This window comes from Psychrobacillus sp. FSL K6-4046 (assembly GCF_038624605.1).
Lineage (GTDB): Bacteria > Bacillota > Bacilli > Bacillales_A > Planococcaceae > Psychrobacillus.
Genome location: NZ_CP152020.1, coordinates 3215411 through 3241233 on the forward strand (window position 1 = coordinate 3215411; position 25823 = coordinate 3241233).

Annotated in this window: 21 protein-coding genes and 1 pseudogene; 4 read left to right on the forward strand and 18 right to left on the reverse strand. The window is 38.1% G+C overall.

What is annotated here, in order from left to right; translation table 11 throughout:
• Positions 1-52: 52 nt before the first annotated feature.
• The 3 genes and pseudogenes from MKY09_RS15840 to MKY09_RS15850 form a co-directional block, all read left to right on the forward strand.
• Positions 53-177: pseudogene (locus MKY09_RS15840) on the forward strand (NAD(P)-dependent alcohol dehydrogenase); the annotation flags it as partial.
• 378 nt (positions 178-555) lie between these two features.
• Positions 556-1143 (forward strand): Crp/Fnr family transcriptional regulator, encoded by a 588-nt coding sequence (locus MKY09_RS15845; protein ID WP_251556536.1) that lies wholly within the window; start codon positions 556-558, stop codon positions 1141-1143.
• Positions 1144-1363: 220 nt separating this feature from the next.
• Positions 1364-2332: an NAD(P)-dependent alcohol dehydrogenase gene (locus MKY09_RS15850; RefSeq protein ID WP_298470057.1), complete on the forward strand. Its 969-nt coding sequence runs from the start codon at positions 1364-1366 to the stop codon at positions 2330-2332.
• A 91-nt stretch (positions 2333-2423) separates the two neighbouring features.
• Here MKY09_RS15850 and rlmD read toward each other — a convergent pair whose 3' ends face one another.
• The 7 genes from rlmD to MKY09_RS15885 all read right to left on the reverse strand — a co-directional run bounded on the left by rlmD (position 2424) and on the right by MKY09_RS15885 (position 9947).
• The gene (gene rlmD, locus MKY09_RS15855) at positions 2424-3785 is read right to left on the reverse strand and encodes a 23S rRNA (uracil(1939)-C(5))-methyltransferase RlmD (RefSeq protein ID WP_342567087.1); all 1362 of its coding nucleotides are present in this window, start codon (positions 3783-3785) and stop codon (positions 2424-2426) included.
• Between the two features lie 125 nt (positions 3786-3910).
• Positions 3911-4099 carry a hypothetical protein gene (locus MKY09_RS15860; RefSeq protein ID WP_251556542.1) on the reverse strand — a complete coding sequence of 63 codons (189 nt, stop codon included), beginning with the start codon at positions 4097-4099 and terminating at the stop codon, positions 3911-3913.
• Between the two features lie 129 nt (positions 4100-4228).
• Entirely contained in the window at positions 4229-4930 is a 702-nt protein-coding gene (locus MKY09_RS15865; protein WP_169360573.1) for a YjjG family noncanonical pyrimidine nucleotidase, read from the reverse strand.
• Positions 4931-5134: 204 nt separating this feature from the next.
• Entirely contained in the window at positions 5135-6160 is a 1026-nt protein-coding gene (locus MKY09_RS15870) for a cytochrome d ubiquinol oxidase subunit II (protein WP_298470066.1), read from the reverse strand.
• Complete coding sequence (locus MKY09_RS15875) at positions 6157-7503, reverse strand: cytochrome ubiquinol oxidase subunit I (RefSeq protein WP_169360571.1); 1347 nt, start codon at positions 7501-7503, stop codon at positions 6157-6159. The genes MKY09_RS15870 and MKY09_RS15875 overlap by 4 nt, the downstream gene beginning before the upstream one ends.
• A gap of 852 nt (positions 7504-8355) precedes the next feature.
• Complete coding sequence (locus MKY09_RS15880; RefSeq protein WP_169360570.1) at positions 8356-9267, reverse strand: diacylglycerol kinase; 912 nt, start codon at positions 9265-9267, stop codon at positions 8356-8358.
• A gap of 116 nt (positions 9268-9383) precedes the next feature.
• Positions 9384-9947: a thioredoxin family protein gene (locus MKY09_RS15885; protein ID WP_169360569.1), complete on the reverse strand. Its 564-nt coding sequence runs from the start codon at positions 9945-9947 to the stop codon at positions 9384-9386.
• 126 nt (positions 9948-10073) lie between these two features.
• On the opposite strand from MKY09_RS15885, the gene MKY09_RS15890 reads away from it, so the two are divergent.
• Entirely contained in the window at positions 10074-11390 is a 1317-nt protein-coding gene (locus MKY09_RS15890) for a TrkH family potassium uptake protein (RefSeq protein WP_342567088.1), read from the forward strand.
• Positions 11391-11529: 139 nt separating this feature from the next.
• Here the strand turns inward: MKY09_RS15890 and MKY09_RS15895 are convergent, their stop codons facing one another.
• From MKY09_RS15895 to MKY09_RS15945, 11 genes are all read right to left on the reverse strand, one after another.
• Complete coding sequence (locus MKY09_RS15895; RefSeq protein ID WP_342567089.1) at positions 11530-12168, reverse strand: Type 1 glutamine amidotransferase-like domain-containing protein; 639 nt, start codon at positions 12166-12168, stop codon at positions 11530-11532.
• 342 nt (positions 12169-12510) lie between these two features.
• Positions 12511-13941, reverse strand: a complete 1431-nt coding sequence (gatB, locus tag MKY09_RS15900; RefSeq protein ID WP_342567090.1) for an Asp-tRNA(Asn)/Glu-tRNA(Gln) amidotransferase subunit GatB — start codon at positions 13939-13941, stop codon at positions 12511-12513.
• Positions 13941-15407, reverse strand: a complete 1467-nt coding sequence (gene gatA, locus MKY09_RS15905) for an Asp-tRNA(Asn)/Glu-tRNA(Gln) amidotransferase subunit GatA (protein WP_169360565.1) — start codon at positions 15405-15407, stop codon at positions 13941-13943. The genes gatB and gatA overlap by 1 nt, the downstream gene beginning before the upstream one ends.
• A 22-nt stretch (positions 15408-15429) precedes the next feature.
• Positions 15430-15720 (reverse strand): Asp-tRNA(Asn)/Glu-tRNA(Gln) amidotransferase subunit GatC, encoded by a 291-nt coding sequence (gatC, locus tag MKY09_RS15910; protein ID WP_169360564.1) that lies wholly within the window; start codon positions 15718-15720, stop codon positions 15430-15432.
• Positions 15721-15802: 82 nt separating this feature from the next.
• Complete coding sequence (locus tag MKY09_RS15915) at positions 15803-16936, reverse strand: CamS family sex pheromone protein (protein ID WP_298470076.1); 1134 nt, start codon at positions 16934-16936, stop codon at positions 15803-15805.
• A gap of 14 nt (positions 16937-16950) precedes the next feature.
• The gene (gene ligA / locus MKY09_RS15920) at positions 16951-18951 is read right to left on the reverse strand and encodes an NAD-dependent DNA ligase LigA (protein ID WP_342567091.1); all 2001 of its coding nucleotides are present in this window, start codon (positions 18949-18951) and stop codon (positions 16951-16953) included.
• 22 nt (positions 18952-18973) lie between these two features.
• The gene (pcrA, locus tag MKY09_RS15925) at positions 18974-21202 is read right to left on the reverse strand and encodes a DNA helicase PcrA (protein ID WP_251556573.1); all 2229 of its coding nucleotides are present in this window, start codon (positions 21200-21202) and stop codon (positions 18974-18976) included.
• A gap of 70 nt (positions 21203-21272) precedes the next feature.
• A complete protein-coding gene (locus tag MKY09_RS15930) occupies positions 21273-21953 on the reverse strand; it encodes a heptaprenylglyceryl phosphate synthase (RefSeq protein ID WP_251556590.1) in 681 nt (226 codons plus the stop codon).
• Between the two features lie 382 nt (positions 21954-22335).
• Positions 22336-22656 (reverse strand): YerC/YecD family TrpR-related protein, encoded by a 321-nt coding sequence (locus MKY09_RS15935; RefSeq protein WP_169360559.1) that lies wholly within the window; start codon positions 22654-22656, stop codon positions 22336-22338.
• 25 nt (positions 22657-22681) lie between these two features.
• On the reverse strand, positions 22682-23740 hold the full coding sequence (locus MKY09_RS15940) for a DUF3048 domain-containing protein (protein WP_298470726.1): 1059 nt from the start codon (positions 23738-23740) through the stop codon (positions 22682-22684).
• An 11-nt stretch (positions 23741-23751) separates the two neighbouring features.
• Positions 23752-25482: an adenine deaminase C-terminal domain-containing protein gene (locus tag MKY09_RS15945; RefSeq protein WP_298470728.1), complete on the reverse strand. Its 1731-nt coding sequence runs from the start codon at positions 25480-25482 to the stop codon at positions 23752-23754.
• Positions 25483-25823 lie beyond the last annotated feature (341 nt).

The window sequence follows — 25823 nt, forward strand, 5'->3', positions numbered from 1 at the left end:
TCAAAAGTTGATTACTTTATTCTAATAACCTCCTAACTAGTTAAGGGAATTGGTGTTAGTAAAGGTTCATTCAGCTTCTTTAAACTATGGCAACTTAGTTCTTTTGAAGGCAAACCCTTCTTAGCCCGATTTGCGTTCGGACTAACGAAACCAGAATACCCCATCCCCGGAGATGACAAGCACACGGACAATACCCTTCTAAACAGTCTGCTTTTTGGCTTTATTTACTATTAAACTAACTCCAACCAAGCAACCGCTTCATAATGTGTGGAATGTATGTGGCAACACATTGATGCTGGTAGGTTTAAGTAATTGGCTAGGTCCTACAATCATAGAACCTAGCCCTTTTAATATGCCTAAATTTTTATTTTGGAATGTTATAAGACTAATTTTTATATGCTTTATTATAAATCCTTTCTTTACTAAAGCATCCGTTAATTGAATAGTAAAAGAGATACTATTTCGATTGTGTTTCTATCTAAAAAGGTAAAACGGTTAAAGGTATTGAAATGATAAGATACATTTAAATTGCCTTAATTAGAAAGGAGAGAATACATGATGGATATACTATTAAAATATATGTCTGACTTTACTTTAATCAGCGAAGATGAACAGCGGGCAATCTCAGAAAGTTTACGAATTGATGAATATAAAAAAGGACAATATCTTCTTAGACAAGGAGAACTTTCTGCTATTAAATGTTATTTCGTATTAATAGGGTGTGTTAGGCAGTTTTTTATAGATGAATCAGGTAAAGAAGTAACATCAAATTTTTTTACTGAAGAACAAGCTATTCCAATTATCAACGAAAAGACTCAAGGTGACTTATCAAAGTATTCATTAGTCTGTGTTGAAGATTGCAGATTAGTTGTTGGTGATATTGATTCTGAAAATACGATGTTAAACAAATACCCACAACTTGAAATAATGATCCGTAAAATGATGGAAATAAACGTTGGTGAAATACAAGATCAATTCGGTGAATTTATTGGTTCTTCTCCAGAGGAACGATACGAATCCATTTTAAGGAAACGCCCCGAGTTAATTGAACGTGTACCACAACATCAATTAGCTAGTTATCTTGGAATTACTCCTGAATCGTTAAGTAGAATAAAAAAACGTATTAAAAAAAATACATTATAAAAAAAATTCCATCCCACCAATTATCCTCCTTCAAAGTAGCAACTAAGCACCGAAGACTGACTTACCAAATATCATTGAACTATATATCACCCTTACCTTTTGTGTTTACAAATAAAAAATTTATAAAGTATCTAGAAATTAACTTAAGTCAATGAACGGTTTTTATCCTCTTGTTATTATTAAAATTAATCAAAGATATTAACATTTGGAGGAGATTTTTATGAAGGCGATAGTTTGTGATCAATATGGTTCGCCCGATGTGCTTGTATTAAAAGAGATTAAAAAACCTTTCCCTACTGAGAACCAAGTATTGGTAAAGGTTCATTCAGCATCTTTAAATTTTGGCAACTTAGTTCTTTTGAAGGGCAAACCCTTCTTAGCCCGATTTGCGTTCGGACTAACGAAACCAAAATACTCCATTCCAGGAGGTGACGTAGCTGGTACAGTTGAAGCGGTTGGAGAAAACGTTTCGTTATTTAAAGTAGGTGATGAAGTATTTGGTGACCTCTCTGGTTGTGGCTGGGGTGGTTTTGCTGAATATGTAACGGCCCCCGAGTATGCTTTAGCCTTAAAGCCAACCAATATCTCCTTTGAGGAAGCTGCTGCGAGTCCTATGGCAGGAGTGACTGCCTTACAAGGCCTACGAGATAAAGGTGGGATTCAATCGGGGCATAAAGTATTAATCTATGGCGCATCTGGAGGCGTTGGTACTTTTGCGGTACAAATCGCTAAATCATTCGGTGCTGAAGTAACTGGCGTATGCAGTTCACGAAACGTTGAAATATTGCGTTCTATAGGAGCAGATCATATCATCGATTATACAAAAGAGGATTTCTCACAACATAAGGAATCCTATGATTTAGTTCTCGGCGTCAATGGGTCTAATTCCCTTTCAGCTTATAAAAAGGTTCTAAAACCAAATGGGAAATTTGTTCACGTAGGAGGTTCTGAGTCTCAGCTTTATCAAACGTTAATTCTTGGGAATTTTATTTCAATGACTGGAAGCAGGAAAATGAGTAGCCTATTACAGAGAGCAAATCAAAATGACTTAAATGATGTAAAAGAGTTACTTCAAAGTGGAAAAGTAAAACCTATAATTGATAAACGGTTTAAGTTAAGTGAAATAACGGAGGCATTCAAATATTTCCAGGAAGGTCACGCTCAAGGTAAAGTGGTGATCACTTTATAATAAGTGCCTTGCTTCATTCATAAATAAAAAGCAGACGGAACTTAGAAGTGCGATACCAACACCTCTAACCCGTCTGCTATTTAATTCACTATTACACTAACTCCAACCAAGTAACAACTTCACAGTGTGTCGTCTGCGGGAACATGTCCACTGGCTGAATCTCTTGTGTTTTATAGCCACCGTCTTCTAAGATGCGAAGATCACGCGCTAAAGTTGCTGGATTACAGGAAACGTATACAACACGTTTCGGGCGTTGTTCGATGATTGTTGTTAGTAGTGCCTCATCGCAGCCTTTTCTTGGCGGGTCAACAACTAATACATCTGCTGTTTTCCCTTCCTTGTACCAGCGTGGAATGACTTCCTCTGCTGGGCCTGCTTCAAAGAACGTGTTCGTAAAGCCGTTCAACTCCGCGTTTCTTTTTGCATCCTCAATTGCTTGGGGAACAATCTCCACACCAAGTACTTGCTTCGCTTTTTGAGCAAGGAACAAAGAAATTGTGCCAATACCGCAATAGGCATCGATGACCGTCTCGCCACCTGAAAGTTGTGCATAATCAAGCGCCTGCTGGTATAACACTTCTGTTTGCTCTGGATTCACCTGATAGAAGGAACGAGCGGATATTTCGAAGCGTACATCTCCGATTAGATCCTCAATCGTTGGTTTTCCCCACAATAGGTTAGTTTGATCACCAAAGATCACATTTGTATTTTTGGAGTTTATATTTTGCATAATGGAGGTCACTTTTGGCTCTACCTCTCTAATAAGCTCAATAATAGCTTCCATTTTGAAAAGCTTAGGATGTCTCGTCACTAGGACGACCATTACCTCACCAGTAGCTCGGCCTTTGCGTACTACTAAGTGGCGTAGCTGACCTTTTTTTGTATCTTCATTGTAAGGGACTAAATCTAGTTTTAAGGCACTTTCCTTAAATGCTCTCATCAATCGGTCTGCTTCATCGGATTGAATTAGACAAGTCGGTGTGTCTGCAATGCGGTGTGATTTAGCCTGATAGAACCCTGCAATCACCTTTCCATCGACTAAGCCAAATGGAATTTGAGATTTATTGCGATATTCCCAAGGATTGTTCATTCCTTTTACCGGTAGTACTGGTGCATCAATCTTACCTAGTCTTTGCATGACATTTCGAACCATATTTTCCTTCCATTTCAACTGACCTTCATAATTAATGTGCTGAAGCTGACAGCCACCACACTCATAAAATACTGGACATGGTGCTTCCACACGGAAAGGAGAAGGCTCTACAATATGAAGTAATTTAGCAAAGCCATAGTTTTTTAATGTTTTTACAACACGTACCTCGGCTTTTTCATCAGGAAGACCCCCGTGGATAAACAGTGGGTAGCCATCGACCTTTGCTACTCCTGACCCATCATGTGTCAAATCCTCTATATAAACTGTTAACTGATCATTCTTATTTACTGGTGTGTTCACGTTAAATCTCCGTTCTTGTGTAATGGATATTATTATATCAAATAACGGCGTCCAATAGTATTAGGTAGCTTATGTATAAAAATTTCCAACTAATTTTAGACACAAAAAAAGTAAGGAATCATTCCTTACTCATTTAACTTTAATATAGACGAATCCTCTATAACAGACCAGTGTTTATTAGGTAATACACTTTTGTTTAATCGAGTTACAAACCGTTCTGCCTCTTCATAATCATAAAATACTTTTACCATTTGGCTATTTGAGTTTTTCAACACTTCTGTAACACCATTTGTGTTACGTGCTATCACAAACATGGTCAACTCCAGGTTATGTCTTTAACAATAATATTGTTATAAGATTATTATCGCATATACTGGAAATATTGTATACATTATTTGGAAGATTTTAAAAAATTATTTTAACTAAATGGGAGTTTTTCTAATTTATTTCTCTATTAATTGACCATTCACAATTCCATTGAGCTGACTCCAATTCTCTATTTCATATGTTGGTATTATAGTTGTTGTGTTTTCCTTTTGGTTTGGATTAAACCAGCATGTATCTATTCCAAATTGGTTTCCGCCTTGTATATCAGAAGTAAGAGAATCACCAACCATCAATACTTTAGACTTTTCTGTTATTCCTAATTTCTTAAATGTATATTCAAATATAGCAGGCTGTGGCTTTTGATAACCAGCTTCTTCTGAGGTGATGATAGCTTCAAACACATCCTTCAATGGTGAACCCTTGATCCTAGCATGCTGAGCAATTTGAAATCCATTTGTTAATATAGCTAAACGACAGCCAGCCAGACTAGCCAGCATTTCCTCAACCCCAGATATTAAGTGGATTTCCCTACCTAGATTTTCTATGTACTTATGACTTACTGCTTCCAGATCTAACTTTAGATTATGTTCTAAAAATAAACGTTTGAATCTCTCTATTTTAAGTAGCTCTAGCGTTGTAACGCCCTGTTCTAATTCTTCCCATAAAACCTTACTAATTGTCTTGTAGCTGCCTAAGTAATCTTGCAAACCGTTTGGCAGTCCATATTCTAAAAATAACTGATGGAATGCATTTCTTTCGGTCATTCCAAAATCGAATAAGGTATCGTCCAAGTCGAACAATATTACGTCATACTTCATTTATTTCTCCACCTCTCTAAGCTTATTTTAACACCTGGGAAGGAAATGAGCAGAAAAAAAGACCCCAACCTGAGGTCCTGGACAATTATTCATCTCTTACTGGTCCATCCATGGTAGATACCCAGAAGGCTATAATAATGGAGCCAATCAGTACGATGAAGGGAGCATAGAATATTAGGAATTCCATCATAACGTTCATTCCTCCTAAGCGTGATTTTTCTTTTTCCCTTTAACATAATCTTTGTTGAATAGAAATAACTTTAGTAACAAATATAAGGAGGGGATTAATAAGGCTAGCCCTAGAACAAATGCAATGATTAATGAAATTGCCATGGCCTCATTTGTAAAGCTATCGTGTATAGATAAGTATGGATAAAGTAAATACGGTAAATGAGAATACCCATAAGCAAAAAAAGCGATTAAAAATTGTCCTGCTAGAAGTCCAAATGCTAGACCATATTTTTTCTTTTTCCACAGTAACCAAACGGTACCTAAGAACAGGAGGAAGGACAAACCAAACGTCCACCAAATATCAAGCATATTATTATAATGCTCCACATTGTGTGAGCGTAATTCTACCATTATTCCGCCTGCAGTTATAATCGTTGGAAAAGACCAAATCAATGCGTACTTTCTCATCAGTTGAGTTGCTTTTGGGTCCCCTGCCTTATTGGCATACCAAGTTAAAAAAACTGCGGAAATATACAAAACAGAGGTCAAGCTTAAGGCGACAATAGACCAAGTTAACGGACTAGTGAACAAGGCATCATAATTTAAACTTGGTGATCCGTTGATCATATCAACGAAACCACCCTCTGAAATAGTTAGTACGATAGATAATGAAGCCGGTAGTAACAATCCAGATAAACCATACATAAAAGAATACCCTTTGTGTCCTCTGGATCCATACGTTTCAAAGGCATAGTAGGACCCTCTGATGCCAAGCAATATTAATGCTATGCCCACAGGTACGAGAAGAGTAGTTCCATAATAGTAGGCAGTCTTAGGAAAGAAACCAATAATACCAACGAAGAAAAATACGAGAAATACATTTGTTACCTCCCATACTGGGGATAAGTATCGTTGAATAATATTGCTCAGTATATGTTGTTTACCAGTTATTAAGCTATATGCATTAAAGAAGCCGGCACCAAAATCAATGGAGCCTACTATTACATAGCCAAATAGAAAAGCCCATAGAACGGTGAGACCAATAATCTCTAAACTCATGTAATATCACCGCCTTTATCTGATTTTCTATCCTCTATCTCCTGTTCAACAGGATTTCTACGGAACATCCGAGTAAGTACTACAACACTTCCAACTCCAAGAACTAAGTAAAGGCCAGCAAACAGAACTAACATAAAATCTACCTGCCCACTTGTTGTTGCTGCATCCTCCACCCTCATGATTCCTCTTAATATCCAAGGCTGCCTTCCTACCTCCGCTAGCCACCAACCTGCCTCAATTGCAATAATAGCAGCAGGTCCTCCTAAGACGAGAAGCCATCGAAACAACCTAGAATCTACAAAGGACCACTTTAAACGTTTACCTAACCAATAAAATGCGGAGAGAGCTGCCAGACCCATCCCAATTACTACCATAATATTAAAAAGATAATGGATATAAAGTGGAGGTCTTTCATCCACTGGGAACTGATCCAATCCAATAACCTCTGCAGTTGGGTTAGAGTAAGCTAATATACTCAAGGCATAAGGTACCTTAATAGCATATTTCACTTCCCCATCATCTAATATTCCAAACAAAACAAGTTCAGCATTTTCCTGTGTCTCAAAATGCCATTCGGCAGCTGCTAGTTTTTCCGGCTGATACTCCGCTAAATATTTTCCGGAAAAGTCGCCTATAATAGCAGTTGCAATTGAAAAGATTAATCCTAATTTTACAGTTAAATACAAAGCTTTTTTATGATAAACATGATTAGAACCCTTTAACAAACGGAAGGCTGCAATGGAAGCCAGTACAAAAGCAGATGTCATATATGCGGTTACCACTACATGGGCTACCTTCGTAGGCATCGCAGGGTTAAACATTGCTAGGATTGGATTAATGTTCACCATTTGCCCATTTACCATGTCAAATCCTTGCGGTGAATTCATAAAAGAATTTACGATCGTGATAAACACTGCGGAAAAGGAAGCCCCTACTGCAACTGGTATAAGCAATAATAAATGCTTCTTCTGATTTTCAAAACGATCCCAAGTGTAAAGATAAATTCCAAGAAAAATAGCCTCAAAGAAGAAAGCAAAGGTCTCCATAAACAAGGGTAGGGCAATCACATTGCCGGCTAACTCCATAAAATTCGGCCATAATAAGGAAAGCTGCATTCCAATTGCTGTTCCAGTTACTACACCGACGGCAACCGTAATAACAAATCCCCTTGCCCAGCGCCTTGCTAGTAATATGTAATGTTCATCATTCTTTTTTATACCAACCCACTGAGCAATCATAATCATTAGTGGAACTCCAACACCGATTGTCGCATAAATAATATGAAAAGATAAGGTTAACTCCGTTAAGACACGACTATAGAAAACTGAATCAGCATTTCCCATACTTGACTCTCCTCACCCTCCAAAAATTCTTCCAGCAATAGATAGTATCATAATACCTGCCACTACAAAGGCGAGCCACATTAAGTATCTCTCTTGTCTCTTATACACTAACCATTCCTCCTTTATGTTGCCCAGATTTATTATTAAATTATTCCCAATATTATTGGATTCATAACCTTTTAGAGAGGAAAGTCAAAAAATAAAAATCTTTTTGCAATAGACAAGAAAATAAGACAGACTAATGTTCACTTCAATAAGAGAAAATCGCATTCATAATAAACACTGATTAGTCTTCTAAAACTTCTAAATGCATAAGGTTATTAGAATCATTTTGTAATTCAGAAGTACTCCACAAGCATTCATAGCCGTTCTACCGTGAGGTATTCTCCAGGATACCGTTCTTCCAAATAGATCTGTTTATAACCTACTTTTTTCTATTTGCATATCAATCCAATACGAACGAACAAAATAAAAGATAACGAAGGACACCAAAAATAAAAGAGCCAATCCCTGAATAATTTTTCTCCATTTTTGTACAATCGAATAGTTCCTTCTTAAACTGGCTTTTTTAGCATAGCTGTAAATAAAAAACGTGAAATCAGCAGTTGGATTTCACGTTTTCACTACTTTATAAAGCTAGCTTATGGAGATGGCAACTCTCCTAGGAGACCAGCACCTCCGAAAGCACCGCAGGATTATAGGAAGAGATATGGAGAAGTGCTCCTGAAAAAGCGTACGCAGTTACGAAGAACACTACAGATAATTAGAATAAAAGCCCCAAAAACTTTACTAAATCGTAAAATTTCCGAGGCCTTATTATGTTGAGGAGAGTTTTGTCAAAACCGCTTCATTTTATGGTCTATCTTGCTCACGAATCTCATCGATTGGAACAAAGACATCTATATGTCTATATAGGTTTTGGAAAGTGGCAGGAATAGTTCCCCCATACTCTCCATCCAGATTTAAGAGAACCTTATCTTCAGAGGTCACTTTAATGTGCTGGGCTTTTTTATAAATGACATGAGGATCTTCTAAATGTTCTCCACGAATAGCTAAAGTGGCAAGTCTTATAAACTCTGCAATATTTACTTTCTTTAAGATAAGCAACGAGAAGTTCCCGTCATTAATACTTGAATTTGGAGCAAGCTTCTCGAAGCCGCCTACAGAGTTGGTTAGACCCACAAGGAACATCATCGCTTCATCTTCGAATACTTCCCCATCATATTCAATTCGAACCTTCGTGGCATTAATCGATGGAAGCATTTCAATTCCTTTTAAGTAATAGGCTAGTTGTCCAAGCATTGTCTTTAATTTACTAGGAACCTCATAAGTAAGCTCTGTAATTCTTCCTCCGCCAGCAATGTTAATAAAATAACGGTCGTTTACTTGACCAACGTCCACTGGAATAGTATCACCCTGTACGATAATATCTACTGCGCGTTTAATATCCCGAGGAATATGAACTGCTCGAGCAAAATCATTTGTCGTTCCCATTGGAATGAGACCAATTTTTGGGCGATTTTCAAATTCACTTACACCAGCAACAACCTCGTTCAGTGTTCCGTCTCCCCCAGCGGCAATAATTATATCAAAATTATTTTCTACCGCTTTTTTTGCTGCACTAATTGCATCTCCTTCACCAGTCGTTGCATGGCAGGACGTCTCATATCCAGCTATTTCTAAAGCCTCCAAAACTTCTGGAAGATGTTTCTTAAATAATTCTCTCCCTGAGGTAGGATTGTAGATAATTCTTGCACGCTTCATACGGATTTCCTTTCTACTTTACAATTTCTTCATTATAAAGACTCTATTTCCTCACAAAAAGTTCCTAACATATGAAAGAGCCGACTAAAGCCGACTCCCTTAAATATGCGGTTCGCTTATTTTTGAAGAATAGGCAGCCAGCTACTGCGGATTTCTTCGTAAACTGCCAAGTGAAACTCTTTGTTTGCTATAAATTCCTGTGTCATTTGCTCATAAAATTTCTTTTGGATGTCTTCGAATGCCGGATCTTCCTTATCAGGAAACTTGGCTCTTCCTTCCATCACAAATTTTTGGACCATTTCAGCACGAGGACCCCATTTAGAAATTACTTCTCCGTCCTGACTTAGCAATAAATAAACTGGAATGGAGCGCCCTCCATTTGTTAAGTACTGGTCCATCAGCTCTAGATTCTCATCGCGGTAGACAGTGCGAATGTCCAAATTTCCAGCTTCTGCAATCTTTCGTACGATAGCATTATTCATCATGGCATCACCGCACCAGTCTTCTGTAATAACTAATATATGCGGCTTTTCTGTTTTTAATATCTCAATGAATTCATCATCCGCTGGAACTTGAAACTGGTCGTATATACGAAAGGATTCCTCTTTTTTGGTAGTCATATCATTCATATACTGCTCTAAGGTTTTAGCTTCTTCAAAATATTGTTGTTCAGTTTTCAATGAAAAATCCCCCTTTTTCCTTAAGTATACTTTCTTTAGCCACTTGTTTCAAACAAGTTGTTGACAGGCGACCTGTTCAGGATTAAAGTAGTTATTATTTTACATCCAATAAAAGGAAGTGTCCCAATGGAGAAAAAGCTCTCTTTTTCACCGCCTGTTGTGATTGCAAGTAGCTTTGCCACCTTAATTTTTCTAGGAACAGTTTTGATGAAGCTTCCTTTTGCTACGACAACTCCGATTTCCTGGGTAGATGCATTCTTTCTAGTTACATCAGCTACCACGGTTACAGGTCTCAGTGTTTTTGATCCTGGTAGTACTCTAACCATGTTTGGGGAAATTATATTACTAGTCTTAATTCAATGTGGTGGTATTGGGTTAATGACGTTTGCAGTCGCTATACTTATTCTTCTTCGCAAAAAAATTGGTTTGCAGCACCGAATTTATTTGCAGGAGTCTTTTAATCAGCCTTCTATTGGAGGTATCGTCAAGCTAGCTAAGCATATTCTCTTATTTGTTCTTATTACAGAGAGTATTGCTATCGTCTTCTTAACACTCCACTGGATACCAAGGTTTGGCTTTGGAGATGCATTATATTATAGTTTGTTTCACGTAATTTCTGCTTTTAATAATGCAGGCTTCTCTTTGTTTTCGGACAATTTAATGGGCTTCACTAGTGATCCTCTAGTTATATTGATTGTTACTAGTCTAATAATCATTGGAGGAATTGGATTTGTCGTAGTAATAGATATCTCTCGCAAAAATAAATTTCGTGCATGGTCACTACATACCAAGCTTATGATCGTGGGCACATTAATAATAAATGCAATAGCTACACTTATTCTTTTAATCTTAGAGTTTAATAATAATGATACAATTGGCAAAATGGGAATCTTCGAGAAGATGATGACCTCCTACTTTAATGCAGTAACTCCAAGAACGGCAGGCTTTAATATGATCGATTATGGCCAAATGGAGGACCCATCTCTATTATTCACAATGCTTCTCATGTTTATCGGTGCAGGTAGTGCCTCTACGGCTTCTGGCATAAAGCTTACTACCTTTATTGTCATCATAGCAGCAACGTTTGCATTTTTCCGTCAGCAGGAGGACCCAGTGCTATTTAAAAGGTCCATCTCACGAGAAATAATTATCAGGTCTCTCGTTATTAGCACAGTTAGCTTAGCAACCGTTTTTATATTTGCTTTTGCTTTAACTATAACAGAGCAGCTTCCTCTGCTCCCTTTGCTATTTGAGGTGTTTTCCGCATTCGGAACTGTTGGTATCTCAATGGGCATCACCTCTCAGCTTTCAGAGTTAGGCAAGGTATTCATTTGTGTGTTGATGTTCTTAGGTAGAATTGGACCACTCACGTTATTTTTCATCTTAACTAAACCGAAAAAGGTTAAATATAAATATCCAAATGACCAAGTGTTCACCGGTTAAGGATAGAAACACCCCTGCACTAGCCTGTCTGCAGGGGTGTTTTTTTATAATCGGACGGTTATATGCAATAATCGGTCAGTTCTGGCTAAAAATCGGTCGATTTTCTCTTATAATCGGTCGGTCCGAGTCCATGCCGCCCTCACTGGCTGAGACAGTTTTTCTTAGTCCCGTTCTTAAAGGTAATGACTTCATTTATTCTCGTATGTATGTTGTCATTTTTATAGAAGATTGCACTGCCGTCTGGTAGGGCATAGATTGGTCTATCCTTAGAAAGAGTCAGCAGCTCATCATCTGATTCTGGGCGATAGTGAACCTCTACACTAAAATCGACTAATCCTAATCCCTGCAAAATAATTGTGTCGGGGTAGTCTTCATCCTTTGTTAATATGCAGTCTGTGCAAAAAGCTAATGCACCTGCGCTATAGCCAATCATTAAGCCTGGAAAACTACTAATTGCTGCAGTCAGCTCTTTATCCAAAATAACCTGAAGTAAACGCTCAGGTTTTCCTCCTATAATATAAAGAACATCATACTCTTCCATCATATTAATCATGTCTTCTTTTGGTAGCTTTTCATGCAATAAACCAAGCGTCACGTTTGGAATACGTGTAAACGCCTGCTGCAGGCTTTCCATCCAACTTTCATATCTAGATTCATCGGTTGCAAAGGGCACGACCAGCACTTTCGTACTCGGACTTATTTTACACTCTAATTCTTCAAAAACATCATTAAGCTCACCTTTTAACACATGTCCCCCGCCGATAAAACAAAGCTCCATACTAATCCCCCTTTTCATATATCTCATGATAGCATCATTAAAATTAAAAGTATTTACAACTTTGTTAGATCAGTTTTAAAAAAATGACTAAGACATAACTTATTACACCAAATAAAAAAAGTGAATAGCTAGGTTATTTCACATTTCTTATTGTATCTAGCTATTCTAAGGCTTATTGATGGTTGTTTGGAGTATGGCGAGACTCCTGGGGTTGAAGGCTGAGGCCGTCCCCCGGAAAGTGTCCACTGTAGAAGAAAACAAAGGCTCCTAAATTTTACTATTCGTAAAATTTTAGGAGCCTTTTATTTTTCGATGGGAGGTTTTGTCCCAGTCATGTTATTTTTATCGTTTCACGATTTCTTCGTTTAGGATTTTGTTAACAAGAGGTGGATTCGCTTGACCTTTTGTTGCTTTCATAATTTGTCCTACTAGGAAGCCGATGGCACGATCTTTACCATTTTTAAAGTCTTCAATCGATTGTGGGTTAGCATCTAAAGTAGCCGTTACGATTTCACGTAAAGCGCCTTCGTCTGAAATTTGTACTAAGCCTTTAGCTTTTACTACATCAGCAGCATCTCCGCCGTTATCCGCAAGCTCTTTAAATACTTTCTTCGCGATTTTAGAAGAAATGGTACCATCTGATATTAGCTTAATCATGCCAGCAAGATTAGAAGGAGAAAGCTTGATATCCTTCAATTCTTTTTGATCTGCATTTAGATAAGCAGATACCTCACCCATTAACCAGTTAGATGCTAGCTTAGCATCTGCACCAAGGGCGATAGTTTCCTCGAAGAAATCTGACATTTCTTTTGTTAAAGTAAGTACCATTGCATCGTATGCAGGTAAGCCTAGCTCCTCGATATAACGAACTTTACGTGCATCTGGAAGCTCAGGAATTTCAGAGCGAACTCGTTCTCTCCAAGCATCATCAATGACAATTTGCACTAAGTCTGGCTCTGGGAAGTAACGGTAATCATCCGCTCCTTCTTTAACACGCATTAAAAGAGTTTTACCAGTTGACTCATCATAGCGACGAGTTTCTTGTGGAATTACCCCACCTGATAATAGAACCTCTGCTTGACGAATTTGTTCATGCTCAAGACCACGACGAACAAAGTTGAAGGAGTTTAAGTTTTTAAGCTCTGTTTTCGTACCGAATTTTTCTTGACCATATGGACGTAAGGAAATGTTCGCATCACAACGAAGGGAACCTTCCTCCATTTTACAGTCAGAAACTCCTGTGTATTGGATGATAGATTTAACCTTTTCAAGATAAGCATAAGCTTCCTCAGGAGTGCGGATGTCTGGCTCTGATACGATTTCAATCAAAGGAGTACCTTGACGGTTGAAGTCAACAAGAGAGTATCCATTGCTTGTATGTGTAAGCTTTCCTGCATCTTCTTCCAAGTGAAGACGAGTAATACCAATACGTTTCTTTTCTCCGCCCACTTCAATTTCTACCCAACCATTTTCACCGATTGGCTTGTCAAATTGAGAGATTTGGTAAGCCTTTGGATTATCCGGATAGAAGTAATTTTTACGGTCGAATTTAGTTATAGGTGCAATGTCCATATTAAGTGCAAGAGCGGCTCTCATACCCCACTCAACTGCTGTTTTATTTACAACAGGTAATACTCCAGGGTAACCTAGGTCAATTACATGTGTATTTGTATTTGGTTCTGCTCCAAAGTGAGCTGGTGCTGGTGAGAACATTTTAGAGTCTGTTTTTAACTCTACATGAATCTCTAATCCAATAATCGTTTCAAAATTCATTATTTTGCTCCCTCCCATATTTGCGGAGTTTGTTTATGGAAGCTTGTTGCTTGCTCATAAGCATGTGCCACACGATAGATAGTTGCTTCATCAAAGTATTTACCGATAATTTGTAATCCTAGTGGTAGACCGTCTGAGAATCCGCAAGGAATAGAAATTCCAGGGACGCCAGCAAGGTTTACTGGAATTGTTAAAATATCATTGGCATACATCGTTAATGGATCCTTAACATTTTCCCCAATTTTAAATGCTGGAGTTGGTGTCGTTGGTCCAATGATAACATCGTATTTATCAAATACATTGTCAAAGTCTTGCTTGATCAAAGTACGTACTTGCTGTGCTTTTCTGTAGTAAGCGTCATAAGAACCAGCGCTAAGTGAATAAGTTCCTAGCATGATACGACGTTTTACTTCATCACCAAAGCCTTGTGCACGAGTTTCTTTATAAAGCTCCATTAAGTTTTCTACGTTGTCTGCACGGAAGCCATAACGAATTCCATCAAAACGAGCTAAGTTAGAGGAAGCTTCTGAAGAAGACAATAAATAGTAAGCTGCTAAAGCGTACTTAGAATGTGGTAACGATACTTCTTCCCATGTTGCTCCAAGTGATTCTAAAACTTTTAGAGCGTCAAGTACAGATTGCTTAGATGCTTCTCCGACACCTTGTCCTAAATATTCTTTAGGAACAGCAATACGAAGTCCTTTAATGTCACCTGTTAATGATTTAGTAAAGCTTGGTACTTCCACATTTGCAGAAGTAGAGTCACTTGCATCTAAACCAGAAATAGCCTCTAGTAAAAAGGCATTGTCCTCTACATTACGTGTAACAGGTCCGATTTGATCCAAAGAAGAAGCAAATGCCACTAATCCAAAACGTGATACTCGGCCGTATGTTGGCTTCATCCCAACCACTCCACAGAATGAAGCTGGCTGACGAATAGATCCACCAGTATCAGATCCTAATGAAAATGGTACCTCTCCTGCTGCTACAGCTGCAGCCGAACCACCTGAAGATCCACCAGGTACATGATTTAAATTCCAAGGATTTCTTGTGTTTTTAAAGGCAGAGTTTTCATTCGAAGAGCCCATTGCGAACTCATCCATGTTTAACTTACCAATTGTTATTAATCCAGCATCACGTAGTTTATGTACAACAGTTGCATCATAAATAGGGTTAAAGCCTTCTAAAATTTTACTTGCACAAGTAGTTTCAATACCTTCTGTTACGATATTGTCTTTTACTCCGATTGGCATTCCGAAAAGGGGGCCTCTTTCCTCGAAAGGAACTTGATCCATTTCTTTTGCTTGAGCAGTTGCTTGCTCTTCATTTAACGCTAGAAAAGCTTGAACTTCTCCGTCCACTTTATTAATTCTTTTATAGGATTCAGCAGTTAGCTCTTCAATAGATACTTCTTTCTTTTTGATCAAATCTTGAAGTTCTACTGCTGAATGTTTGAATAATGTCATCAGATGCCCTCCTAACTTTTTCTTATTCGATAATAGTTGGTACTTTTACTTGTCCTGCTTCTTCTTCTTTAACATTTTTCATCATTTTCTCACGTTCTAAGCCAGGTACTGATTTGTCCTCACGAAGCACATTCACTAATGGTAATACATGAGTAGTTGGAGCTACATCAGTAGTGTCTAATTCGTTCAGCTCATCTGCAAACTTAGTAATTGCAGCTAGTTGCTCTGCAAACATCTCCGCTTCTTCTTCAGTAATAGCAAGTCTAGCTAAATGCGCAACATGTTTTACTTCTTCTTTTGAAATATTCGCCAATTTTTACACCTCCGAATTCAATAAACCATAACAATAATCATATCATTTTTCACACTAGTTGAACAGAGTACGCATCGTTTCCTTAATGGTTATAAATGTGAACAAATGCGTCCTCTTCACCAGCCTCTTTAACTAGCAATGCCTCAGCACCATCCAATGAGTTCACTTGAATTTCTACATTCATCGAAGCAGGGAAATTGGCTTTCATATATCCCGCAAGCTGCTGTGTAAATCCAATTAACTCTGCAGAACCAAAAAACTGTATTGGTATTTCAATAGTTAGCTTCTGTAGTTGCTCGTCCTTAAAGTATCCTGTGCCAATAACACTAGTATAATTAGAGAAATACTCTTCCACATCCCTCTTAAAGTTACTAAAGATTGTATTTAAGTCACGATATTTTTTTTCAGCATCGGAAGACGGGAACATAATATATTCTTCATTGATAGGCTTCCAATCAGACAAATTCCCTCCTTTAGAAGCAACACCGTATTCAAAATAAGTACCTGGAACAATAGCATTATTACTATTTTGTTTAAATAAACCTACAACAATAGGTACCTCTTCTAAGCCAGCAATTTTCCTCATACGACTTACAACTTCTTTAGCTATTCTTTCCCCATTTTGCTTGATTTGCTCATCTGTTAAGGCTTGTTCATATTCTGCCCCATATTCTTCCTTTGTATAATAATAAATTGAATTTAAGGAAAGACCTACAGATACACCCGCTAGTCTAGCTTTATTATCTACGACCTCTAGATAGTTTTGTTCGACAATATGTGTAATGTAAACAGGTGCTTTTAATGCTTTTTCTTCCCCTGTTAGACCCTCTGCATTCGGATTTAACCCATCCTTTGTTTGTCCCTCTCTTGCAAGCCAAGATTTTAAAGTATCTCCTTTTAAGTATTGTCCTTCTTGGAACATATACTTATCTGGTGAAAATTCTGTTTGAGAAATTCGAAATAGACCTAATTCTACTTCTTTCATGTCGTATTTCGTATTAAGATTTGAGACAACTAATCCTCTGCTTGCACTCTCTTCATACGGCATCAAAGTACGATAATAGGTTTCATCCAGCTGAATGCTTGGAATCACGACTGTTTTCGCTTCTTCCTCCGTATTTTGCACAACTTCTGTATCGTTTTTTTGATTCGGAGTACATCCCGTTATAACTAACGCCAAAATCAAAAGAGCTAACACTAAATATTTTTTGGTCATGCTTTTAACTCCTTTTATCCTTCTAAATGGTCCAATAGCTTTTGCTCATCCCAGACTTCAATACCAAGACTAGTAGCCTTTTCTAGCTTAGATCCAGCATCCTCTCCTGCAATAACTAAGTCTGTTTTTTTACTTACGCTGCCAGCTACATTACCACCTAATGATTCTATTTTTTCTTTTGCCTCTGGACGTGTCAATTGTGTGAGTTTCCCTGTTAAGACAACCGTTTTACCGGCAAATGGACTGTTTTCCATTGTAGCAGCATCAATAACCTTACCTGTGTATCTCATTGCTAATCCTGCTTCTTTTAATCGATCAATTAGCTTTTGAACCTCTTCCTGTTCAAAATAAGTTACAAGAGAATCTGCCATCTTTTCACCAATTTCATGAATGTCAGTAATTTCATCTCGTGTAGCATGCATTAGTGCATCAAAATCTAGGAACTTTTCAGAAAGAATTTTTGCAGCCTTTTCACCAATATGGCGTATGCCCAATCCAAATAATACTCTCTCCATTGAATTGGATTTTGAAGTTGTAATAGCCTCGACAAGATTAGTAGCAGATTTCATACCCATTCGCTCTAGCTTTACCAAGTCCTCGATCGTAAGCTTATATAAGTCCGAAACATCCTTTATAAGTTCTTCTCTATAGAGCTGTTCTACAACCTTACCACCTAGACCTTCTATATTCATCGCATTGCGGGAAGCAAAGTGATAAATTCCTTCACGAATTTGAGCTGGACATTGCGGATTAACACATCGTAGAGCGACCTCTTCTTCAATACGTATCAGTTCACTATCACATGCAGGACAGTTTGTCGGCATTTCATAAGGGACTAGATTATCCTTTCTTTCTTGAAGGATTACTCCCACTACTTCTGGGATGATGTCCCCAGCTTTTCGAATGATTACTCGATCGCCTATTCGTATATCCTTTTCGCGAATAAGATCCTCGTTATGCAAGGAAGCTCTTTGTACTGTTGTACCTGCCACCTGTGCTGGTTCTAACAATGCAGTTGGAGTAACTACACCAGTTCGTCCCACTGTTAGGTCGATTCCAATTATCGTCGTAACTACCTCTTCAGCAGGGAATTTGTAGGCAATAGCAAAACGTGGACTTTTAGCTGTGAAGCCAAGTTCCTCTTGCTGCGAGTAATTATTCACCTTAATCACAATTCCATCTATCTCATAAGGAATATCATTTCTTTTGGTCGTCCATTCTTCAATAAAAGCCATAACCTCTTCAACGGAATGACATTCTCTCGTTTCGTTATTAGTAGGTAATCCTAGCTTTCTCATATACTTAAGTGCTTCCGAGTGATCGTCAATATTAAACTCTTCTCCGTCTCCCCCCATGCCATAAATGAACATGGACAAATTACGGCTTGCTGCAATTTTAGGATCTAGCTGACGCAAGGAACCAGCAGCTGCATTGCGCGGATTCGCAAATAATTCTAACCCATCTTCTGCTCGTTGTTCATTTAGCTTTAGGAAAGAAGATTTAGGCATATACGCCTCTCCTCTAGCCTCTAGCGTTACATTTTCCTGTAAACGTAAAGGGACAGCACGAATCGTTTTAATGTTACTTGTGATATCCTCACCTGTTGTTCCATCACCACGAGTTGCTCCACGAACGAGTTGTCCATTCTCGTATAAAAGTGAAACAGCAAGTCCGTCTATTTTTAGTTCACATACGTAGACCGGTGTCTCATCAATAATGTTTCGAATACGTTTGTCAAAATCTCTAATATCTTCTTCATTAAATGCATTGGATAAACTTAGCATTGGATTGGCATGGGTAACCTTTTTGAATCCTTCACTTATAGTTAATCCTACACGCTGAGTGGGAGAATCCGGGAAAATCAAGTCCGGATTTTCTTCCTCTAGTGCAATCAGCTCATGCAAATATTGATCATAAACAGCATCGGGTACTGTCGGTTTATCTAATACATAGTATGAGTAGCTATAGTCATGCAATATTTTATGAAGCTCTTTTACTCTTTCTAATTTATCCATCGATTTTCCTCCGCTAAGAAAATTATACTTTTTCAATCGGTGCATATTTAGCAAGTAATCGCTTGATCCCAGTCGGACTTGGGAAAGCAATATCAAGCTCTGTATTCTCACCATCGCCACGAACACTGACAACCATACCCTCGCCCCATTTTTTATGGGCTGCCTTGTCACCAACCTGCCAGCCTAAACGCTCTCCACCGGTCGATTGGTACGCTGGTCTAGAAACTGCAGCGCGAGGAACTGGTGCAATTACTTTTGTATCTCTATTTTTGTTTTTGCGGATATCTCTGGACCACCCTACAACCTCAATAATTTCATCTGAAATCTCCGCGATGAAACGAGAGGGACTGTTAAAGCTACTGCGTCCAAATATAGTTCGTGCTTGTGCACATGTGATAAATAATCTTTCCTCAGCACGAGTAATACCTACATATGCTAAACGACGTTCTTCCTCCATCTCCTCGTCGTTTCCAATGGAGCGAGCATGTGGAAAAATATTTTCTTCCATTCCAATGATAAATACTACAGGAAACTCCAGCCCCTTAGCTGCATGCATTGTCATCAGGATAATATTGCCCTGTGACTTGTCCTCATCTTCATCGAGCTTATCAATATCTGAAATGAGCGCCAAGTCTGTTAAAAATGCAACAAGGGATTTATCGTCACTTTTTTCTTCGAAGGCTTTCGTTACAGATAAAAACTCCTCGATATTCTCTAGACGGCTTTCTGCTTCAATTGTCTTTTCATTTTTTAGCATCGTTTTATATCCAGTTTTCTCTAATACCTGTTCCACAATCTCAGTTACTGACAGGAACTCCTGCATTTGAGTCAGGTTTTGAATGAGTCCATGGAAGCCTACTACAGAATTCACTGCTCTAGCAGGTAATCCCATGAAGTCTACCTCGTTTAAAGCATCTAAAATGGAACGATCCTGTTCTATAGCATATCTCGCTATTCGGTCAAATGAGGTTGCTCCTATGTTGCGCTTAGGCTCATTAATAATTCGAGCAAGTGATAAATCATCATCATTATTGGCAATCAGTCGTAGATAGGCAAGTAAGTCTTTAATCTCTTTCCGATCATAGAACTTGGTACCTCCAACAATCGTATAGGCCATGTTCGATTTAACGAGCACTTCCTCCATTACACGTGACTGGGCATTCGTTCGATATAAGATAGCAAAGTCGTTTAGCGTTCTGTTTTCTGTTTCTATTAGCTCTTGAATCTTTTGAACAACATATTGAGCTTCCTGCTGTTCTTCATTTGCACGGAACAACTCAATCTTTTCACCTTCAAGGTTTTCAGTTCGCAACACTTTTGGATAACGACTTTGGTTATTACAAATGACGTCATTTGCTGCTTTTAAGATTCTTTGAGATGACCGATAGTTTTGCTCCAGCATAATCACTTTCGCGTTTGGATAGTCCTTTTCAAAGGAAAGGATGTTTTGTATATCCGCGCCGCGCCAGCGATATATGGATTGATCAGAATCACCTACAACACAGATGTTTTTGAACTTGTTTGCAAGCATTTGAACTAGCTCGTATTGAGCCTTGTTCGTATCCTGGTATTCATCTACATGGATATACTGAAACTTATTTTGATAGTATTCCAATACATCTGGCACTCGCTTAAACAATGTTAAGGTAGTCATGATTAAATCATCGAAGTCTAACGACTGGTTTTTTCTCAGACGTTTTTGATACCCTTCGTATACCTTTGCTACTGTTTTCTCAAAAGGATTGGAATCATTCATTTGAGCCTTATATGTGTCTGCATCAATACATATATTTTTTGCACTACTAATAGCATTCAGCATCGAGCGAGGATCATATTGTTTCGTATCAATATTCAAATCCTTCAAAATACCTTTAATAACTGTCAGCTGGTCAGAAGTATCTAATATAGAGAAACTTTTAGAATAACCAATTCGATCGATATCTCTTCTTAAAATACGTACACACATCGAGTGAAACGTAGAAACCCACATTCTTTCTCCAGTGCCTTCTCCTAAAATACTATTGATACGCTCTCGCATTTCGCGGGCAGCTTTGTTGGTAAAGGTAATGGCCAATATTTTAGAAGGATAAACTTCCTTTTCCACGATTAGATAGGCTATGCGATGTGTTAGCACTCTTGTTTTACCAGATCCAGCTCCAGCCATAATCAGTAGTGGACCGTCAGTTGATTTCACTGCTTCCTCTTGCTCTTTATTCATCCCGTTTAATAGGGTTTTAGCTATAAGTTCCATACTTTACTACACTTCCTCTACAAGAACATTTGTTCTTTCTATTATAACCTCGGCTATCTATTTCCTCAATTCATTTTACTGCATTAACAGTTTTCAACGCTTCATTCAAATTATCGTAGATTTGGTTTCCTACAATAATGGTATGTGCATAGGCAGCCATTTCGCGGGCTTGTGCTTCTGTTTTAATGCCCCCACCATAAAAGAGCTGGGTTTGTTTTAAACCAGATCTTACCTTGGCTACAGTTTGAACGTCACCATATTTTCCGCTGTATTCCATGTAGAAGACAGGGAATTTGAACATATGCTCTACCATTTGAGCATAGGCAATTATATCATCGATTGTTTCAACTGGCTCCGCTTGTGTCAGTATAGCTGCCTTACAGTCAGGGTTTAAAATACAATAGCCTTCTGGGATTATTTCCTCCCAATTCATAACCTCACCAAACTCCTTTGTCGCCTTATGATGCAGGTCCTTCACCCATCTCGTATCGGTGCTGTTCAAAACACTAGGAATAAAATAAAAATCAAAACCAGGGGTTATACTATCTATCGTAGAAACTTCCAACGCTACCGGAACTGCGTATCTACGAATTCTCATTAATAGATCTATTACGTTGTCTAAGGTCACGCCATCAGAACCGCCAATAATAATAGCATCTGTTCCAGATTCGCATACCCTCTCTAATGCCTCGGAAGAAATCTCCTTCGCAGGGTCTAGCTTAAATATATGTCTCCACTCTTTATAATCCATTTTTTCACCTACACAATTGTTGTTTGATAACATTACTCCATTATACCAAAAATACCTGCTGACATCGCTCATAAGCCATGAGGAATCCAAATTTGTAATAATAATTCAACATACGTCAAGAGATTTCCCGTAAATTTATTTTCCAAAGCTATTAAGTACTTCTCTTTCAAACAAGAAAAGCGCAAGCGCCTATATCTGCCCCGACAGGCAAATGGAGAAAAGCGAGGAGGCAGTTCCTCAGCCACCGGAGCTTTTATCCATTTGACCCCGAGGGGCAAGGCGGTGGAGCTAGACATCAATTTATCCACAGGTTCCGAGTTTTATAATTTCCTTAACAACAAAAAAACTCTCCCGAATAAGTTTCGGAGAGAGCTCTTCTCTATTACTCTTTTCTATTTAACACTGGTTTCTCGTCTGGATATAATCTATCTAGCATTTCGTCATACGCATCATTGCCATAATCAAATGCTCGTCTAACACGTGAAATAGTAGCAGTGCTTGCACCAGTTTCTTTTTTAATAGATTCATAAGTTTTCTTTAGACGAAGCAAATGGGCTACTTCAAATCGCTGAGCAAGTGATTGAATTTCGCTAATCGTGCATAAGTCGTCAAAAAATCGATAGCACTCATCTATATCCTTTAACTGCAGAATAGCATTGAATAGTTGGTCTGTTTGTTTACCTTTAATTTTTTCAATCTGCAATGTATTCATTCCTTTCTTTAGTCGTTTACGGTATATACTTAACCATATTTTCTATCCCAGGATTTGTCGGAACAATACTAATCCATGTTTTCCCTTGAACTAGCTTTGCTGGTACACCATTATCCATAGGGACCAATATGCCCTCTATATTTTTCCACTCTATTTCCTTCATAATACCGGCTTGGAAAAGATATGCTTTCCCTCCATTAGCTAATGTTAACTGCTGACGCCCAGAATTATCAATGGTTTTATGTGGGATTTCCATAAAAATAAGATTTGAAAGTTTTACAGGAGTCTCGTTCTCCTTATCGGTTGTAAGCACTCCAGCAGACTTTCTTTCATAAATCCCTTCGTCTGAAACATAATTATATTCGTTCTCAAAGCTAGTACCATTACCGTAGCGAATAGTTATATTGGAAGCTGGATTTCCAATCTTAGCACCATCTATAGATTCTAAGAAAGAGAAGGTCGGTATTTTGTTCAATTCCATTGAAGCCCCTACTCGTTCTGCTCCAGCTAAAATATTCTCACCTGAAATATAAGAGTTATGTGGTGCTTTTCTTTCTTTTGAACGCTTAAAGTAGATTCCATCATACTGCATACCGTTTATATTATCTACTACTCTAGCGTTTAACATTTTCTGTGCATCTGGACTATAGCCATGTGCCACATAAAAGGCATCTAACCCTTTGGATAGCTCTACAAAGTAATCTCTAGCACTTCTAACTGGTCCAATATTATCTGGAATCTCACTTTGAAAAATTGCCAAAAATCGAGTAACATTTCCCTCTGCAATGACTTCATAAACTAGATCTGCTTGAGATATCCCTGATTGCGGACGTGCTTGTGGATGATTATTGATAGTTACCATAACTGGTCTTTGCTTTAACTCTTCTTCTGATCCAACCCCAGTAAATGGAGCATTGAACGGCAAGACTGTCGGTTCCTCTTCAATTATTTCAGCCACACTCTCCTCTACCTCTTCTTTAATATCTTCAGCAACTACTTCCTCTATTACTGCTTCCTTTGAACACCCTGAAAGTAAAACACAAACAACAGCAATCATTCCCCATTTTTTTAACACGCTAAAGCCTCCTACCTCATTACTGCTGGAAATAAAACCTTCTTCTTCATCACATCGAATATCCCTTTTTGAGTTACACGGACATACGGCAAATGAGTAGATTGTAAAAACAGCAGTGTGTATATAGCATCCCCATGCTTAAATCCTCTATTAGCTAGTTCTCTCTTTAACACTATCTCTTCCTCTATAAGCTCTTCCATTGGCTTATCAGAAAGCCCTCCACCTATTGGAAGACTGATTGAACAGACAACCTGGTCATCTTCTACAATGACGATCCCGCCGTTCATTTTCTTCATTTCATCAAAGGCCTGCATCATACTTTTTTTACTCTTCCCAATCAATAATATATCCCCAGTATTCGAATAGGAAGAAGCAAATCCCATTAAGGACGTTGCGAAGCCTTTGATTAAAGTAGATACTTTCCACTTACCATTTCTATCTATAAGTAGCAGGAAGCTTTGGTCGTGACTTTGAGACAATTCATTGTCCGTTGTATCAACACTAATAGAATAAGGCTTAGTAATGACGTCATTCACCATTTCAATACCAAATGGCATCGAGAATTGAAAATCGCTATCGGTTAAATCGAAGTCTAGCTGAAGCGGCGGCATATTAGACCAATCTACCTCTTCTAATCCACGAACTTTTTCTCCGTCTTTTCTTAACCATACTCCTTTTGATAAAACGGCGATTGGGACAGGATTTCGCTCGTCCTCTAGAAAATTCAATGTTGCAAGTCTACCTGTTGCAATAACACCATGTAAATTTGAAAGATTATAGTACTTTGCAACGTTAAATGACGCCATCAAGTACGCATCAACCGGATCTACACCTGCATCTAATGCTACCTGGATACATTTGTCCATTACACCGTCAGTATGAAAAGATGGTGTCGAACCATCTGTAGTCATCATTAAATGATCAAAGATACGTAGATCCTTCTCTAAAATATCCTTTAGTAGGTTTGGTAAATCTGGACGAATGGAAGAATGACGTAAGGTAACTGCATAACCATGCAGTATCCGTCTTTCTACTTCCTCGATTGTCATAGACTCATGGTCACCGTCTGCCCCTAATAATCTCATTCTAGCAAGTGTTTTCTCGGATGCACCAGGAAAATGTCCTTCGATTTTCATTCCTTTGGTTTTAGCCTGCTGAAGCCAATACAGCATCTGGTCATCTCCGGATAGTAATCTAGGCCATCCCGTCAGCTCACCACCCATAATGACATCCGGTCGATTGATCCATTCTCCTACTGTTTTGGAGTTAAAAAGCTGCTCCTCATTTTCTAATTCTGTTTGGGAATCAAAACGAGCCCACCAATAAAAAGAAAAGGGTAATTTTTTTAACTCATCCATTATTGAAAACGCTTTCTTATTTTCAAGCATCAGGAAAAGGATTAAATTATCTGATATAAATGTTGTGGTTCCAAGCTGTGAAGCGTAATCTGCAAATGTTTGTGGATTATAAAGCTGGAATGGATGTACATGGGGTTCAATATAACCAGGTACAATCTTTTGCCCTGCAGCATCGTATACTTCAGTCTCATCCGTAATGAGAGGTGTTTCAGACCCTGAATAAACGATGCGGTCTTTGACAATCCAAATGTTTCCACTTATCCACTTTTTTAAATGGCTATGTAAGTAAGTAGCATTCTTAATAAGAATGTCGGGTGCTTTTGTACCGTTAACCACTTCTATTTGATGCCTTATGTGTTCGATTTTCCATATTGGATAATGCATGTAACCCTTCTCCTTCCCGTATATTCTATTCATAAAAATAATACTAGCACAGTACTTTAGTAAATCAAAGTGTTGAATTATATTTTTTGTAAATTCTGATAAACAAATAGGTAAATTTATCTGCTACTATATTTATCGACCGAATAATCTCTATTTTAAAGACAAGTAAAGTTGGTATATGGTAGTTTAGAAAATCTATCGCATAGCCTTCTCTTATATAATAGTCTCCTTAAAGGAAATTATGATAAATTTTAAAAAGGTCATTGTTTAGAACTAACACGTGATGGCAGATTTCCACTTATCTAGCGAAGAATTTTTTGTGGTGTGAGCGATAAGCAAGC